The sequence below is a fragment of the Arthrobacter sp. K41 genome, assembly GCF_059089645.1.
The window spans coordinates 434203-450257 of record NZ_JBNHEW010000003.1 but is presented as its reverse complement, the minus strand read 5'-3'; the positions used below and the strand labels follow the sequence as shown (position 1 = coordinate 450257).

The window sequence follows — 16055 nt, the reverse complement described above, 5'->3', positions numbered from 1 at the left end:
TCACGAAAGTGTCGCGCCCGTGTCTGTCTGCCTCTCTCATTACACTGAAGTTGCATCCAGCACTCCAGCCCAGCTGGGGGCTAACTAACAGGAACGGAACCTATGCCGTTCAAGGCAGATGGGGTCCGATGTCCAGAGTTAGATCGTTCAAGTCCTTCGCGGTGGTGGCGTCGCTGACGGCCGCAGTTCTGGCCGCACTTCTCGTGGCAACGATGCTTGGAGTTGGCCCGATCGCAAACGCAAGTCAAACCGTTCTGCTGAAGTCCGTGAGGGACGTAAGTCAGCTCCATACGGCCATTGGCACCTTCGAACTGGTCATAGAGGACGAGGAAAATATCGGTGGTCTGCCCGATTTTATCGAGGGCCGAAAAACTTTGTTTGTTGCTGTTGGAACCGTGAACGCACTCGTTGATTTAGAGAACCTAGCTGAAGAAGACCTTGCGGTATCCGCTGACGGCAAGTCGGTGACGGTGCGGCTGCCCGAGCCCCAGCTCGACAAGCCCAACATTGACCATGAGCGGACGCGCGTGTACAGCCAAAAGCGTGGGGTCGCGGACCAGATTGTCGACGCATTCGAGGCGCCGCAGCAAGCCAAGTTCTACAGCCTCGCCGAAAGCCGGATAGCTGCTGCCGCGGAGGAATCAGATCTGCAGCAACGGGCCGCTGATAACGCTAAGAGTGTGCTTACCAACTTATTTGCTTCGCTCGGCTACGAGGTCACCTTCAAGGACGGCGCATCTAGTTAGGGACGGGCTTTGCCAAAGCGCTTGGTTTGTGGGTACCCGCGCGAGGAATCAGGCCGTAATAACCTCATCAGCGGTACACCTTGATCCCCACTACGGCCGCGCTCACCACAACTGCACCCTTAAACTGCGCATTCAGCCGCTAGCTCCGAGTGTTCACCGGACAAAATATTGATGGACGGAAAGCCGAATAACTGATAACGACGAGCAGTATGAGTTTAAAAAAGTGCGCGCGATACGCGCCACAAGCGCCAGCACGATAAGAAAGTGGCAGGACTCCGGCCGGGCGCCCATGTCACGCCGCAGCGCGCTCTATTGGCAGGGATGGGCCCCGCGGCGGTGGCCAGGCATGTCCGGAGTTTTGGCCCGTTTATTGAGTTCTGTGCCGCCCGTGGAGTGCGGACCGAAAAACCAAGGGGATGGTTTGTCGGAAAAGCCGCAGTCACGCCGCCAGCCAGAAACATCGCTTGCGCCGCGATTCTGGGAATGGACGGCGCAGCGGCACCCGGACTTGAATGGCGAGTTGACACCCCACGACGTGAGCCCCGATCTCAATCAACGAGTGTGGTGACTGTGCCCCAACGGACATTCTACTCACGACACGCTGAACGCCCGGTCGCGGGGAAGGGTTTGCCAGGAGTGCTTAGGGCCCGGCCTCGCAGATCAGCCGGCGTCCGCAGAGGAAGTAGCGTCCTGCCGTAGGTCGTCGCCGTACACATTTGTAGACGACTCCCGCAGCGGCCAAGTCACAGCCTGCGCGCCAGCGTCAGAGGGCCACCACCACAAGTTTTTACACACATTTCGATTATTTGCGTTTGGTGACCGTGTGCCGGATGTGGGCCAGGAACCGCGAGACCAGCATCCCGTGGTGGAAGAGAGTTCACGAACGCTTCCGAAACCGAAGGTTCAGCGGCTCAGGGTCGGGGCAGCAGTCATCGACATGTCACCCTGCCACAATAGATAGTCTTTCGCGCTCCGCTGCCACCACACGTCGTGCAAGCTCGACCTCAGATACGTCAACCGCATCGGGAGCCTGCTTTGCGATAACACTGTCCCGCGCGAACTCGTCAAAGAGCTGCCTCTTGTCTTTCAGAATGTCGCGGATGCGCTCGTCAACGCTGTCTTCCGTAAGCAGACGGTGCACCTGGACAGTGTCGGTCTGACCCATGCGGTGAGCTCTCGCGATCGCCTGTGACTCCATCGTGGGTTTGATCTGCGGCTCACAGATCACAACGACCGACGCCGACTGGATGTTCAAGCCGACACCGCCCGCGGTTATTTGTGCAACGAGGACGGCGCCGTGCCCGGCCTGTGAGAAGCGGTCAACGAGCTTCTGTCGGTCCGCCGCGGCGATGGACCCTGTAAGGGGGCCGAAGACCTGACCGGGTAGTAGGCGAGCGACCTGGTTCAGGACTTCTCGGAAGTATGAAAAGACGATGACCCGTCGGCCATTAGCTTCGGCTTCTCCTGCAATTTCTAGCAGTCGGCTGACCTTCATGGATTGTTCCGACATCATGGCGGCGCGTCGCATTAACATGAACTGGCCTTCCCTTACCGCTCGGCCGTATACCAGCTCATCAGAGTGCGACATCCCCATCCACTCGTCTATCTCGACCACTTCGGGAAGCTCTGTGAGCACATCCTCCTGGTTACGGCGTAGGTAGGCTGGCGCGACATGCTTGCGAAAAGCCTTGGCGAGAAATTCAGGCGCTTCCTCCGCGAGGTCGGGGCGGATATAGCTGATCAGATTGCGGAACTCGGCGACACTGTTCTCCAACGGCGTGCCAGTCATCAAGATTGCATACTTTGTGGAATTGATGATCTCCGCCGCCGCGAGCGAGCGCTTTGCCCTGGGATTCTTGATGTAGTGCGCCTCATCGAGAATGACGCACCCCAGATCGACTCCGCTCAAGTGCTCTTCTATCCACGGCAGGAGATCATACGTGGTGACGGCGACGCCGCCGTTCTTGACCCACGCCTTTGCCGCGTGGTTTCGCTCCCATAATGTGCCGTGGAGGCGTAAGGCCCTTAATTTGGTGTGCTTTACTGTCTCGCGAGTCCAGTTACTCACGACCGCGGCCGGACAGACGACGAGGAAATGCGACTGACCGCGCGCACGGAGATGGGCGAGAACGGCGCCCCGCAGCTGTTCCGCTCTTATCGATCGGAGGTTTCTGCAGCCTTGCCGCCGCCTGGATGAGTTCTGCGGTGAACATACTAATGCTGTATTGGGCCTGCACTTGCGATCAGCGCGCGTTGTGCGCAGAACCTAACTAGATCAACGTCGTGGCTCAACTCTTTTACCTCAGGAGAATAGGGCATAAGCAGCTTTGAATCGTGGCCACCCCCATCCTTTGCATGAACCACCCGGCACCGAATGTCATAGATGCGATCAGCTACCTGATCGATGAGGTCAACCCCTCGATTTTCGACATTAATGATTGATACGTCAACAATCTTTTTCTTGTTCTTGAGATGCGCGGCGCGTTCGGGGTGGTTCAATACAAAGGTGTTGATCTCATCTACTTCCAGGCAGGATCGAAGCGTTGCCTTCAATTGGTCTCGTTCCGATCTGCCTTTGGCGCCGCCGCCCAGCATTAAAAGGCGCCCCAATTGCCCATCGTCCTCGATATTGAACAGAGGGTTTCTTAAGTTTGTTCGAGCTTTCCGGATTGCTTCCAACTCGGAGTATCGAGCAAAGAAGAATTCCAGCACCTGATAGTAAGCCAGGAACGCCAAGAGATTCATGCCGGTCGCCGAGGTGGCGTAGCGGTACAGCGACAAAGCTTCTGTTGAGTACGAGTAGCGGGGAGGAGATAGAGGGATCAATGCGGGTGCTTGTGAAGTCCGCACGTAAGGCGAGGGGCTCCTAAAGAGAGCTAGATTCGCCCCGTACGCGTACTTCAACTGCAGGTCGAATAGAAAAGACGCCCCTAGCTCGTCGAGTGCTTTCAGCGCCTCGTCGTGGGTTGCAGGCTGCAGTCCCTCAATTTTCAGGGAATTGCTCGCATTTCGCCCATCTCGCCCTCTCATAAAAATACGTCGGGACGATAATGTCTGTAGAACTTCTGTTGCCGGGCTCACTTCGAGACTCCATCGACCGCGAGGGTCCCTGACTCGAATTCGGTAGCTCGACGACCGGGCGTTCTCACGATCCACGCTCGCGCTCTCTGAGTCTGGACTTGATTCTGTTTCCGATTCTGCGTCAGAGAGGGGGATCGGGGCGTCTAGCGCGATGGGGCGCCAATCACCCCCTGGATCTTGCACCTCAGCTCCCGGCATTTCAGAGATTGCCATTCCTCGCGATCCGCCATTTTCGAGGGAGGCCTCGATGAACCCCGTCTGCTTATCGTAGAGTGCATCGTAATTGCCTAAAAATCGTTTGGATTGCACATTGATTTCAAAGTATTTATCAACAGTAGCTGCCGTCGCACGTCTCCAAACTTGTTCATCCCTGCCTCGGAGTATGGAAAATCGAAGCTGTCTTTCGCCATCCTCTGGCGTAAGCCATTCGCAGGTCGCGCCAGATTCCTTCAACCGCTGGTGAAGCAGGTCTAGAGGTTGATCGGCTGCCTCGGAAAGTTTTGTTACCATTCCGCGAATATACACAACTCGTACTGCCAGTGATTACACGTGCTGAGTCCATACGAACTCCGAGCGCGGAAGGCGCACGTCTATGTCCTGAACCTTGGCCGCGAGAACGTCGAAACTGATACCCCGATTGTGTCGAGGTCGTCTCCGTCATTACATCCCTGGCCTGGACGGAACTCAAAATCGAACGCGCATGCGCCAACGACTCCGTCATCAGGCGTCGGGGCGCGGGCATGGACCCGGCGGCCGATGACCGATCTTCCCCGATAGTCAGATCGCCAACGCCCCGGCTTATCGAACAGGGTCAACCCACATCTCATGTCGCACGCGATTTCCACTCAAGCTCCCATCATCGACCCACCAATCCGGTTGAACTGAGCGACTCGATGGAGGCTCCGGATGCCTGAAGGTCAATCGTCATGTTCCTGACGCACGCATTGTTTGAAACAAACACAAAGCGGTTCGGATACTTCGGAGGTTCAGGGCGTTTCAGGGGACGGGCAGCTCACACGGGGACGGCCCTGCTGACCCCTGGCGCCTCAGCTGTACCGATGATCGTTCAGGCATCCTCAGCAACACAACTCGTTGAGGATCCTTCCTCAATGACTCCGGGTAGCCTGAGGTGGTGTGGCAGATGCACCTCGACCTAACAGTTCCTGACCGAGAGATACTCGAGCTTTCGGGGCGGAACTCCTTCGAGGGCTTCAGCGCATAATGGCCCGCCGTGACCGACGCTGCGGCGGTTCCGGGCAATCGCGCCGTTAGCGAGGACAACCGGCGGATTAGCCGTGCCTATAACTCTGTCGCTAAAGGTGTCTCTCCGACAGCCTCAAAACTTTCTCGGACCATCCTGCCACTGACGGCGCTCCAGCCGCAGCCCGCGGCGGCTGCACAAGAGGCTGGGCAGGAACCGGAGAAGGACCCCCGCCAGCAGCAGCCACCATCAGGTCTGCCAGTTCCACATGAAGCATCGCGATCTGCCGGTGGATCGCACTGATCCGGTGTGCGACGTCGGCGTTCACCACCGGACGCCGATGGGCCAAGCGGGCCTTTGGAAACCCCTGATCACAAAGGCCGCCAGTCCTGACATGACGTTTTTCCCACCCTCCGCCGGCGAGTAGAGTCTTGCGTTAGTGACACGGGGTGCCCTGCTGGTAGGGGCTGAGAGAACACCCGTTGAACCTGATCTAGTTCGTACTAGCGAAGGGATGTCGCGGATGACTATTCGCCTGACGCCTGACCATGCCTGGACCATGCTCGAACGTGTCCGGGAAAGCACACCGCTGATCCAGTGCCTGACCAACACCGTGGTCACGAATTTCACCGCCAATGTCCTGCTGGCCCTCGGGGCGGCACCGGCCATGGTGGACGTCCCGTCCGAGGCAGGGCCGTTTGCGCGGGTTGCGTCCGGAGTGTTGGTGAATGTCGGCACTCCGCATGAAGAGCAGCGGGAGGTATGCGCGAGGCAGCTCGTAGCTGCGAACCTTTCAGCGTTGGAGCATTAGATGGAAGCTCCAATCGTTTTGGGCACGCGGCTCACCCACCCAGCTGCAGTCGGAACACCCACAGCAGCATGTCTTCGCTCGGCACGTACCAGTCCCGCTCCGGCGCCCGGCGGAAGCCCAGCGACTCGTACAAGCCGTGCGCCCGTTCCATAAACTTGGCGCTGGTGATGCTGATCGCCTCGATGCCGGGGAGCTGCCGGGCGTGCTGAACCACTTCGCCGACCACCGCGCGGCCAACGCCGCCGCCCTGGCATCCGGGGTCCACGGCCAGCATCCGGAACTCCAGTTCCCCGTCCTTGGCGATCTCGCTGTACGGCTGGTCTGCGAACGTCAGCGTCACCGCCGCGACCACCCGCCCGTCAGCCTCCGCCATTCACACCTGCGCATGCTCGGCGCGGTGCTCCACATCCTCCAGCACACTCATGTACGGGTGGTCGGCGGCGAAGTGTCCCGCCCGCAGGTAGGCCTCCCGTGTAATGCGCCGGACCTCAGGAAAATCCGCCGGCGCAGCCCTCCTGAATACGATGCTCATCGGGGTGCCACAGTCGCAGTAGTCCGCTCGACGTAGTAACCCAGCTGTGCCAACTCCGGCTGCGAGGCCGGGTCTCCCACAGCATTCGCGCCCACCGCGTTGGCCACCGCCAGAGCGTGGGCGTAGTCCAACCCGTGCCGCAGCGCCAAGACCAGGGCGGCGCAGAACGCGTCCCCGGCGCCGACGGTGTTCGCCACCGCCACGGCAGCCGACGGCGCCTCTGCCACCTTGCGTCCGTGCTCGAACATCGCCGAGCCGTCCCCGCCGTACGTCACCGCCACCAGCTTCGCCTCCGCGAGGGCGGGGATCAGGGCGTACTCGCTCTCGTTGACGATCACCAGGTCGCAGCGTTCCAGCAGCTCCGCCGGCAGGTGCATGGCCGGTGCCGCGTTCAGCACAAAGTAACCGCTGTGCCGCCGGGCGGCCTCCAGCACCACGGGCAGCCCGACCTCCAGCTGGCACAGCACCGTCTCGTCCGGGGCGAACTGCACCCCGTCCAACGAGAGGTTCGAGTTGGCGCCCGGGCACACCACAATCTGGTTCTCGCCGTCGCGGTCCACCACGATCAGCGCCGTCCCGGTCGGTTCCGGCAGGACGGCCACGTCAGCCGTGTCCACACTGGCGCCAGCCAGCGTGTCCAGCATCCGCTGCCCCTGCGCGTCACTGCCCACGGCGCCGACCATCCGGGCGCTCCCGCCGAGCCGCGCAGCTGCCGCGGCCTGGTTGGCACCCTTGCCGCCGGGCTGCTCAGAAAGGACCGCGCTGCCGATGGTTTCGCCCGCGGTGGGCAGCCGTTCTGCGGTGGCGATCAGGTCCAGGTTGATGCTGCCGACGACGGTGACGGCAGGAAGTCGAGTGCTCATGGGAAGTCCTAACGGGGGAGGGGCCGGAAGCAGCCGGATTGAGAAATAGTGTAGACCATGGTTGTACTTGTCCGTCATACATGGTTGTATAACAACTCACATCCCAAGCGCAGGACCTGCCTGCAGAACAAAGGAGTTTGATGTGAACACCCCAACCCCGGCGGCCGCCGCGCCTTCCGCGGAAGCCGCAGCCGCCGTCGTACTTCGCGAAGAAACGCAATTCGCCGGCCGCCGCGCCGCCCTGCTGATCTCCACCCTGTTGCTCGGCGTGCTGTCCTTCCAGCTCAACGCCAGCATGGTCACCCCTGCACTGCCGCAGATCGCCGCCGAATTCGGACAGGGTGCCGAGAGCGCCGCCCCCGTCCAGTCCATGTTCTTCCTGGCCGGCGCCATCGCCGGGCCCGTGATCGGCCGGTGGAGCGACTTCATCGGCCGCCGCGCCGCGCTGCTCCTGGTCCTCGGAATCATGGGCGCCGGCACCGTCCTCTGCATCACCGCCCCCACCCTGCCGCTGCTGGTCACCGGCCGGTTCCTCCAGGGCGTCTCCAGCGCCGTCTTCGCCCTCGCCTACATCGTGCTCAGCGAAAACCTGCACGCCAAGGTCTTCGGCACCTCCGTGGGCATCATCGCCGCCATCAACGGGGGAGTGGGCGGCGTGGATGGCTACGTGGGCGGGCTCATGGCCGAGACCCTCGGCTTCCGGTCCATCTTCGTCGTCGTACTGGTCCTCACCGCCATCGCCGCCGCCTGCATCATCAAAATCGTTCCGGCCGGACGGCCGCAGGGTGTGCGCGGCGCCATGGACTGGTGGGGCGCCGGATCCCTCTCGCTGTTCCTGGTCTTCACCACGTACTTCGTCTCCGGCGGCTCGGCCGCAGGCTGGACCGCACCCGGCACCCTGGCCCTGCTGGCCGGCACCATCGCGTCCTTCGCCGCCTTCTGGATGATCGAGAAACGCCGCAGCCACCCGCTGATCGCCGTGCACCACCTGCGCTCCCGCCAGGTGTGGCCGGTCATCGCCACCACCGTCCTCACCCTGGCCGGCATCTTCGCCATCATCAACTTCACTGTGGTGCTGCTCAGCCAGGACCCCGACGGCGGCTTCGGCCTCACCGCCTCCATCTCGGCGCTGCTGTTCCTCACCCCCGCCGCACTGATCGGCGTGTTTGCCGCACCTTTGGCCGGCTGGCTGGCCGACCGCCGCGGCTGGATCAAGACCCTCCGGTTCGGCACGGGGCTCAGCCTGGCCTGCGCGGTCGCTGCCGCCACGTTCTCGGACAACCAGACGGCGGTGCTGATCGCCGTCGCGGTCCTTGGCATCTTCTACAACGGCTTCTTCCTCACCGCCATCAACGGGCTCTCGGTGCTCCTCTCACCCAAGGAAGCCCCGGCCGCCCTGCCCGGCATCAACGGTGCGTCCTTCGGCATCGGGGCGAGCCTCGGCGTCGTCCTCGTGGCGCCGTTCGCCGCCCAGGCCACCGCCGCCGGGTACGCCACAGCCCTCTGGATCTCGGTGGCGATCACGGCCGCCGCGTTCATCGTCAGCCTCTTCGTCGCCGCCCCCAAGGGCGAGACCGTCTAACCCCTTTTTACTGTAGGAGAACCACCATGACCACGCCCTCCCCGTTCTACCTGGACTGCGACACCGGCATCGACGACGCCCTCGCCCTGGCCTACCTGCTGGCCTCGCCTTTTGCTTCCGTGAAGGGCATCGGGACCGTCAGCGGCAACGTCAGTGCCGCCGTGGGCGCCCGCAACACCCTGGACCTGCTGGCGCTTGCCGGCGCCGATGATGTGCCGGTGGCCCTTGGTGCGCACGACCCCCTCTTTGGCTCGTTTGGGGGCGGGGCGCCTTGGGTGCACGGTGAGCACGGGATCGGCGGGGTAGCGCTTCCGACGGCGGCTGCTTCCGTTGTGGAGGAGTCCGCGGCTGAGATGCTGGTACGGCTGGCCCGCACGTACCCGGGCACGTTGAAGGTGCTGGCCATTGGTCCGTTAACGAACATCGCGGAGGCCCTCCGGCTGGAACCTGCCTTGCCGTCTTTGGTGGAGTCGGTGACGGTGATGGGCGGGGCTGCCCTGGCTCCGGGGAACATCACCCCCGTGGCCGAGGCCAACATCTTCAACGACCCCGAGGCCGCCGCTGTGGTGCTGGCCGCCGACTGGGACGTGACCCTGGTGCCGCTGGACGTGACCATGGCGTCCGTCCTTGAGGAGCCGCACCGGCAGCAGCTGCTGGCGTCTTCGTCGCCGGTGGCGCGGACGCTGGGGGAGATGCTGGGCTATTACTTCCGGTTCTACGAGGACATTTACGGCCGGCCCTGCTCCGCCATGCACGATCCTCTGGCGGCGGTGCTCGCCGTGGGCGCTGTGAAGGCCGCCGTTGCGCCGGTGGTGCGTGCCGCCGTCGACACCTCCGACGGGCCTGGCCGCGGGCAGACCATCTGTGACCTCCGGGGGCTGTATGCGGGCTACCCTCCGGTGGCTGGCGTGCGCTGCCGCGTGGTGCTTTCACTCGAGGAGGACATCGTGCCGCACCTGGTGGAGACGCTGCTGACTATGCAGCCGGTGGGCGAGCTTGTTGGTGGTTGAGCCCGCCGAAACCGGCCCGGTTTACACCGTCTAGAAGCGTTGCCCTCGGCCTTGGGGCGGGGGTACGCTCTTCCTCCCGGCTGCGGACTTGGGAGGATCAGTCATGAAAGTCCTCGCCTCGGTTTCGCTGGTGCAGCTGATTGTGCAACTCGTTGCCGCGCGAAAGGCGATCCGGGACAGAATACCGTACGACATTCCCTTTGGGCAGGGAAAGCCCGAGAACGTGGCGCGCGATATGTGGGGCATGGGCAGCGGGCTGGCAGCGCCGTGGCATACGCTGGCGGTCCACGCGGCGGGCATCGTTCTGCTTCTTGCCAGGCCGCGGCGCTGGGTGCGAAAGGCCGTTGGGTGGCTGGGTGTCCTCTACGTTCTTGGGATCCTGTGGGAGCGGATCACACTCGAGTCCCTGCGGCACCCGAACAAGGAATCCACCCCGCTGATAGCTTCCGGCTTGGTCCTGTCTGTTGCCATGGCCGTGCTGGGATTGGCTGGACGCAAGAGGGATATCGGTACTACCAATTGACCTCCGGGCTAGGCCGTGTTGTTCTTCCGCAGCCGCGGAAGAACCGGGGAGAGAGCTTGAATCAACCGCCGAGATGAAATCTGGCCAGGAGTCCTATTGGGCAAGGGCAGGGTCAACCCATGTGACGCCGTCGGATGTGTAGGAGTTTAGGACTGCAGCGACTGCATCACCGAGAGGTGCCCCGCCCTGGCGGCGATCAGGCACTTGGCCAGGTAGAAAGGCTGGTTGCCGTACCGAACGTACTGGGTGAGGACCAGCACGGGATCGGACGGGCGCAGGTCCAGCAGCTTCGCGCGGCTGGGGCCCACCTGGCTGAGGCTGATCTGACATTCGCCGGGCCCGGGCAGCCGGCCCAGGTGATTGTTGAGCGCGGCAAGCAAGGTGGCGCCGCCGTCGTCCTTTATATCAAGGGGCGCGGCGGCGCTCTTGCCGAGGCTGACCGGCTGGGCGGAGATGTTTTCCTGCAGGTGGGCGATGGCTTCGCCGTCGCGGATCAGGACGGATTCCCAGAGCCAGCAGTCGGTGCCGGGCTCGACGCCGACGCCGGGGGCGGCGAACTCGGACGCGGGCTGTCGTGCCACCTGGATGCGCTTGACCTCGAGCTGCTGGCCGGGGCTGCCGAGGACTTCCTCGAAGGGGCGGATGCGTTCGATGCCGATGCGGGGGAGCGTGTCCGAGACGAAGCGCCCGACGCCGCGTCTTGCCCTGATGAGCCCGTCCTCCTCAAGCAGCATGAGGGCTTCACGGACCACAGTGCGGCTGACTTTCATGTCGGCGCCGAGTTCGGTTTCGGTGGGGAGCATGGAGCCGGGCGTGAGGAGGCCGTTGCGGATGGCTTCGGCGATCCGAGAGTACACCGCGACGCGAAGGGGTGAGCCGGGCTGGGCGGCCACCGGCTGGGACAGGAACCGGGCGGCGTCCTGGTGCACGTTATGCCTCGCTTTGTGGGTCTTGGGAATTCCAGCCTAGTGCAACGTCTGATCCGTTTGTTGGACAAGCGGCCCGTTTACCCTGCCGCGGGCGCTGCAAACCGCCACGAGCAAGCTCCACTTAGTCCCGTTTTCCGCCCAGCACGTCCACGTGTACATGGTCGAGGTGACGGAGGATCTCGTTGCCGGGCTCAGGAGCGTCGTAGTCTCCCCATCGCCCCCGGGAGCTGTGGGCGCCCCAGAACCGGTCGTCGAAGATGACGTACTGGATATCCAGGTCCTCGGCGTGAGCAACGAGCCAGTGCGCGAGGATCCACCCCTGGCGCCGGTTCTCCTCGGTGACGGGGCGGAAGAAGATGTCGATCGCCCGGCCATCGTAGTGCGTCGAGTTAGCTCCATGCCCCTGATCCACGCCTCCCGGGGCGAACCCGCCCAGGCTTTGCTCGCCGAACACTTCTGTCATGGCCCCGCGCAACTGCTCGGCACGCGGTGTCAAACCGGTGGCACTCGCCTGCTGTTCCTGGAGATCACTGGCCGCGGACCCGCGGCAGGCCAGAACTGGGCCGGCGTCCGAGGGCGGCCCGTCGGCCAACCGCTGTAAGACCGCCGCGTCGATGCCGGTGGTGTCCGGGGCTGCCATCCCGCGGGAGAGGAGCGCCACCGCTGTGGTGGCCCGTTTCGCTTGGTCACGATCGAGTCCCACCTCGCCCTCCGAGGTTTCGACCACGCACTCCGGGCGTAACACCAGCGAGCCGTCTGCAGTGCGCAATCCATCAAGTAAGTTGGGACCGAGGAACGCCAGCACGGAAGCCAGCGCTCCGAGCAGGACAAGACCCAAGAACAGCCGGCGGGTGCGGTGCTGGCCGCGACGTCCTTGGTGGTGCGTCATCGTGACGTGCCCTTCGGTTGCTGCATGCTGGCTCGTCCATTATTTCAAACCACCGCTCAGCTAAAGCGTCTCGGGGACCGGGCGTCCCGGGAACAGCGTGGAGTACTGCTTCCGGTACATCCGGCGCCCGACCAGGCGGTAGGCAAGGCGGACCGGCGCGGGGATCTCCTTGAACAGTTCCTTCCGGTCCGCGGGCGGGTTCGTGGCCAGCACCATCCCGAGGTAGCCCACCAGGAACTTGTTGCTGACCTGGTTGCTTCCATGCTCCGCGGCTGCCTTCACTTCGCCCTCCGTCATCACCCTCTCCACCGCGGGCATCACCTCGGTGACCTCCCGGCGCAGGTGCACGTTGAGGACGGCTGAGAGATCTTCGTAAAGCGCGGCGAGTTCCGCGCCCTGCTCCCCGTCCGCCGTCGTCATCCAGCGCAGCCGCAACGGCGCGATGACCTCGAGCCGCCGGGTGACCTGCCGGTGCTGCTCGAGCATCTGTCCTATGTGCAGGGCGCATCCCGGTGCCCGCTCCGCCAGCTGCGGGTACATGAGCAGATCCTCGCTCTCATGGTGGATGTGGAGCAGCTTGTCGAAGTTCCCCAGCACTTCGCCCACGTACGCGGCGCGGGCAGTGTCGCCCGCAGCGGCGGAGCCCACCAGGCCCGGCGCCTCGTCGTACGCCCACAGGAAAACGCGGTGGATGCGCCGCATGGACGCCGACGCGGTGCACAGGACAGGCCCCGGCGGCAGGGGAGCGGCGGTTTCGCCGGGCTGCATGGTGAAAAAGTCGGTCATTGGAAGGGCCCCTAACACTCGTCATTCCAGACCAGGACCTCTCCCCGGGCAGCATCGTACCGCTGAGGTGAAAGCCGCACAATGGCGCCGGAATTACGACGGCGGAGCTCACCTTGGTGCGTCGGGCGCCGCCAACTTGGGGGGTTCTTACCCCTATCCAGCGGGTACGGGTGCGCGGAAGATAGCCCCTATGAGAAGACTTTTCCTGGCCGGTTTAACGGCGGCAATCCTCGGTTTTGGCACAGTGACTCCCGCAGGCCCCGGGAAAGCCGCGCCTGAACCTTCGCCGGCAGCGGGCCAGGTCATGGTCAAGTTCCGTGACCACGGCGGGGCAGCGGGAGTCCTCCGCCAGTACGGCCTCAGCGACGGCCCGGACATCGGAAGCACCGGCGCCCGCCTGATCAAAGTACCGGCCCGCAAGGAACTTCAGCTGATCAACGCCCTGAGCCGGAACCCGGCGGTGGAGTACGCCGAGCCGGACCACATGGTCACGACCTCCACCACCGACGAGTATTTTCCCCGCCAGTACACCCTGCAGAACAATGGCCAGGCGTTCACCAACACCCGGGGTGACATCTCGATAGCAGCGGGCACGCCGGACGCTGACGTCGACGCGGTGGAGGCATGGGCCGCCGCCACGGGCAGCGGCGTCAAGGTTGCCGTCCTTGATTCCGGCGTGGACCTTGACCACGAGGACATCTCCTCCAAGGTGGTGGCACGGGCGAACTTCAGCGGAGCCACCAGTGCGGACGACATTTACGGCCACGGCACCCACATGAGCGGCACGGTAGCCGCGGTCGCCAACAACGGCGTCGGCGTGGCAGGCGTGTGCCCGGGGTGCAGCATCTTCGCCGGCAAGGTGCTCAATGACAGCGGCGTGGGAACCAGCTCCGGCCTGGCGAACGGCATCAACTGGGCGGTAAGCAACGGCGCGAAGGTCATCAACATGAGCCTGGGCGTTCGGTCGTCGCGGACGCTTGAAGCTGCGGTCAATAACGCCTGGAGCAAAGGCGTGGTTCTCGTTGCAGCAGCCGGCAACGGCGGCAACCAGGCGCAGATCTACCCGGCCGGCTACCCCAATGTCATCGCCGTCGCCGCCACCGACAATAAGGATGCTAAAGCGGCCTTTTCAACCTACGGGGCCAGCTGGGTGGACATTGCAGCACCCGGGGTCAACGTCTATTCCACGTTCCCGAACCACCCGTTCACCCTGGAGAAGCCGAACAACCGGTCCCAGAAATACGACGTCGGCAACGGAACGTCCGTATCCGCGGCGATCGTGTCCGCTACAGCGGCACTTGTCTGGAGCGTCAATCCTGGTGCTACGGCAACTTCCATCCGCAGCAAGGTGGAATCAACCGCCGACAAGATTCTAGGGACCGACACCTACTGGGCCAACGGCCGGGTGAACGCGTACAACGCCGTGCGGTAGTGCCAGGACCCGGCAGCTGAGCGGCCAGGGCCCGCCCCCGAATCCGACCGGCTCAATCCAACGGATCTGGTGGAGTCAGAATGAGGGGGCTTTCCGCCCTATTTCAGGTTCCGGTGCGGGACTAGCCTTAATAAGCACGGCGGCGAACGGGCCGCCTGCCGGACTCCGGGAGGCAGACGGTGAAATCGGCAAATCCAAACATCATCGTAGGAATCGGCCTGATGGCGCTGGGTGTGCTGTTGCTGCTGGACCGGCTCGGCCTCGGTGAAGGCGCCGCATTCTTCGCAGCGCTGCTCTTCGCCGCCGTGGGGGCCTTATTCCTGACTGTATTCGCCCGCCACCGGGAGAACTGGTGGGCCGCCATCCCGGGCTCGGTGTTCCTGGGTCTTGCAGCGGTGGTAACCGCGGCGCAGGCCACGGGCAGCAGCGCGGCGGGAGCCTTCCTGTTCCTCTTCATGGGAGCAGGTTTCGCGGCCATCTACCTGCGCGAGCGGACCAACTGGTGGGCGCTGATACCGTGCGGTGTCATGCTCACACTGGCGGTTGTCGTGAGCCTTAGCGACTCGTTGGAGGGCACGGCCATTGCCGCCGTCTTGTTCCTGGGCCTGGCGGCAACCTTTGCTGTGCTGGCCAGGGTTCCGGTCCGGACCTCGGGCCGCATGGAGCGGATGAAGTGGCCGTTGATCCCGGCTGCCGTCCTGGCGGTGCTGGGAGTCATCTTCGCGCTCCAATCCATGGCTCAGCTCATTCCCTTGGACTTCGTCATGCCGGCCGTCCTGGTCCTGGCGGGAGTCGCCCTGGTGGTCTACGCGTACTTCGCCCGCCAGGACCGGCATCACAAAGCACACACCCCCGGGCCCAGCCCCGGCTAGCCGCCGTGGATTGCTCAGGCCGCCGAGCCATCCACGGCGGCGGAGGAGCCGGGGCGCACACATCGACCCGCAGGCCCGGCCACTGACGAGATGGGCAACGCCGACCCATGGGAAGACCCGTGGTTCTACACCAACCCCATCTTCGTTAGGGTCAACGACTAGGAAGAGGGCCTAGTCAGGGCAGCGGCTGCCGCTCGCCGACGCAGACGGAGGACGACGGCGGAAGGTAGTCCCGCCGTCGTCGTTCCATCCGCTGCTGCTGGCTGGGGGACGGTATGTTGGCACGTTTGGCGCGGTTGCACCTGGCGCAGGCGGCGACGAAATTCTGCAGGCTGGTGGAGCCGCCCTTGGACCACGGGTAGAAGTGGTCGCCGTGCTCGGCGGGGCGGGCGCAGCGCCGCCCGAACCCGGCCTCCAATTCGCACCGTCCGCCGGCCCGGGCCATCCCTTCGCGCCGCTGTTCGCGGGTAAAGCGCCGTACCGGGTCCCGCCGCCGGACGTCCTGCCTGGTGATGACGGCGACGACGATGAACATCACGACGAGGGCCAGACCGGGGAGCGTGACCGCGGCGGCGACGCCCTCGACCAGGCCGCGCAATACCTCCGCGGGGGAGGATGGCCGTATGCCGGCGGCAGGTGCTGCCTTGGGCATGAATGCGGTCATCACCGAGATGGCGAGCCACACCATCACCGCCGCGTACGCCAGCCGAAGCCCCTGCCGTGTCCAATAAATACGGCTTAGTTCCTGCATCGATTCCCCCAATTTTCTGTGCGCCGGAAGCGCGCGGCTCCGGATAT

The 16055-nt window shown here is 63.8% G+C and carries 13 protein-coding genes, 2 pseudogenes and 1 riboswitch; of the genes and pseudogenes, 7 read left to right on the top strand and 8 right to left on the bottom strand.

Annotated features, from left to right (window positions below; translation table 11 throughout):
- Window positions 1–128 precede the first annotated feature (128 nt).
- Entirely contained in the window at window positions 129–746 is a 618-nt protein-coding gene (locus tag AC5RTE_RS09710; protein WP_275729209.1) for a DUF4230 domain-containing protein, read from the top strand.
- A 940-nt stretch (window positions 747–1686) separates the two neighbouring features.
- Here the strand turns inward: AC5RTE_RS09710 and AC5RTE_RS09705 are convergent.
- Window positions 1687–2889 (bottom strand): DEAD/DEAH box helicase, encoded by a 1203-nt coding sequence (locus tag AC5RTE_RS09705; RefSeq protein WP_494041345.1) that lies wholly within the window; start codon window positions 2887–2889, stop codon window positions 1687–1689.
- 71 nt (window positions 2890–2960) lie between these two features.
- Entirely contained in the window at window positions 2961–4337 is a 1377-nt protein-coding gene (locus AC5RTE_RS09700) for a hypothetical protein (RefSeq protein WP_494041171.1), read from the bottom strand.
- Window positions 4338–5463: 1126 nt separating this feature from the next.
- A riboswitch (TPP riboswitch) is annotated at window positions 5464–5560 on the top strand.
- Between AC5RTE_RS09700 and AC5RTE_RS09695 the strand changes: the two are divergent.
- A pseudogene (locus AC5RTE_RS09695) lies at window positions 5543–5815 on the top strand (hydroxyethylthiazole kinase); the annotation flags it as partial. It overlaps the preceding riboswitch by 18 nt.
- Before the next feature lie 55 nt (window positions 5816–5870).
- Here AC5RTE_RS09695 and AC5RTE_RS09690 read toward each other — a convergent pair.
- Together AC5RTE_RS09690 and AC5RTE_RS09685 are read right to left on the bottom strand one after the other, a co-directional pair.
- Window positions 5871–6371: pseudogene (locus AC5RTE_RS09690) on the bottom strand (GNAT family N-acetyltransferase).
- On the bottom strand, window positions 6368–7234 hold the full coding sequence (locus tag AC5RTE_RS09685) for a ribokinase (RefSeq protein WP_494041170.1): 867 nt from the start codon (window positions 7232–7234) through the stop codon (window positions 6368–6370). The pseudogene AC5RTE_RS09690 and the gene AC5RTE_RS09685 overlap by 4 nt, the downstream one beginning before the upstream one ends.
- 142 nt (window positions 7235–7376) lie before the next feature.
- Between AC5RTE_RS09685 and AC5RTE_RS09680 the strand changes: the two genes are divergently transcribed.
- The 3 genes from AC5RTE_RS09680 to AC5RTE_RS09670 all read left to right on the top strand — a co-directional run bounded on the left by AC5RTE_RS09680 (window position 7377) and on the right by AC5RTE_RS09670 (window position 10349).
- Complete coding sequence (locus AC5RTE_RS09680; protein ID WP_494041169.1) at window positions 7377–8816, top strand: MFS transporter; 1440 nt, start codon at window positions 7377–7379, stop codon at window positions 8814–8816.
- A 26-nt stretch (window positions 8817–8842) separates the two neighbouring features.
- Window positions 8843–9826 carry a nucleoside hydrolase gene (locus AC5RTE_RS09675; RefSeq protein WP_494041168.1) on the top strand — a complete coding sequence of 328 codons (984 nt, stop codon included), beginning with the start codon at window positions 8843–8845 and terminating at the stop codon, window positions 9824–9826.
- 103 nt (window positions 9827–9929) lie between these two features.
- On the top strand, window positions 9930–10349 hold the full coding sequence (locus tag AC5RTE_RS09670; RefSeq protein ID WP_494041167.1) for a hypothetical protein: 420 nt from the start codon (window positions 9930–9932) through the stop codon (window positions 10347–10349).
- Window positions 10350–10495: 146 nt separating this feature from the next.
- Here the strand turns inward: AC5RTE_RS09670 and AC5RTE_RS09665 are convergent, their stop codons facing one another.
- The 3 genes from AC5RTE_RS09665 to AC5RTE_RS09655 form a co-directional block, all read right to left on the bottom strand.
- Window positions 10496–11278: a GntR family transcriptional regulator gene (locus tag AC5RTE_RS09665; protein ID WP_494041166.1), complete on the bottom strand. Its 783-nt coding sequence runs from the start codon at window positions 11276–11278 to the stop codon at window positions 10496–10498.
- A 121-nt stretch (window positions 11279–11399) separates the two neighbouring features.
- Window positions 11400–12167: a VldE C-terminal domain-containing protein gene (locus AC5RTE_RS09660; RefSeq protein ID WP_494041165.1), complete on the bottom strand. Its 768-nt coding sequence runs from the start codon at window positions 12165–12167 to the stop codon at window positions 11400–11402.
- A 60-nt stretch (window positions 12168–12227) separates the two neighbouring features.
- On the bottom strand, window positions 12228–12953 hold the full coding sequence (locus AC5RTE_RS09655; protein ID WP_494041164.1) for a hemerythrin domain-containing protein: 726 nt from the start codon (window positions 12951–12953) through the stop codon (window positions 12228–12230).
- A gap of 190 nt (window positions 12954–13143) precedes the next feature.
- Between AC5RTE_RS09655 and AC5RTE_RS09650 the strand changes: the two genes are divergently transcribed.
- Together AC5RTE_RS09650 and AC5RTE_RS09645 are read left to right on the top strand one after the other, a co-directional pair.
- Window positions 13144–14385: a S8 family peptidase gene (locus tag AC5RTE_RS09650; RefSeq protein ID WP_494041163.1), complete on the top strand. Its 1242-nt coding sequence runs from the start codon at window positions 13144–13146 to the stop codon at window positions 14383–14385.
- Window positions 14386–14564: 179 nt separating this feature from the next.
- Entirely contained in the window at window positions 14565–15257 is a 693-nt protein-coding gene (locus tag AC5RTE_RS09645) for a hypothetical protein (protein ID WP_494041162.1), read from the top strand.
- A 175-nt stretch (window positions 15258–15432) separates the two neighbouring features.
- On the opposite strand, the gene AC5RTE_RS09640 is transcribed toward AC5RTE_RS09645, so the two are convergent.
- Window positions 15433–16008 carry an HNH endonuclease gene (locus AC5RTE_RS09640; RefSeq protein WP_494041161.1) on the bottom strand — a complete coding sequence of 192 codons (576 nt, stop codon included), beginning with the start codon at window positions 16006–16008 and terminating at the stop codon, window positions 15433–15435.
- Window positions 16009–16055: the final 47 nt, after the last annotated feature.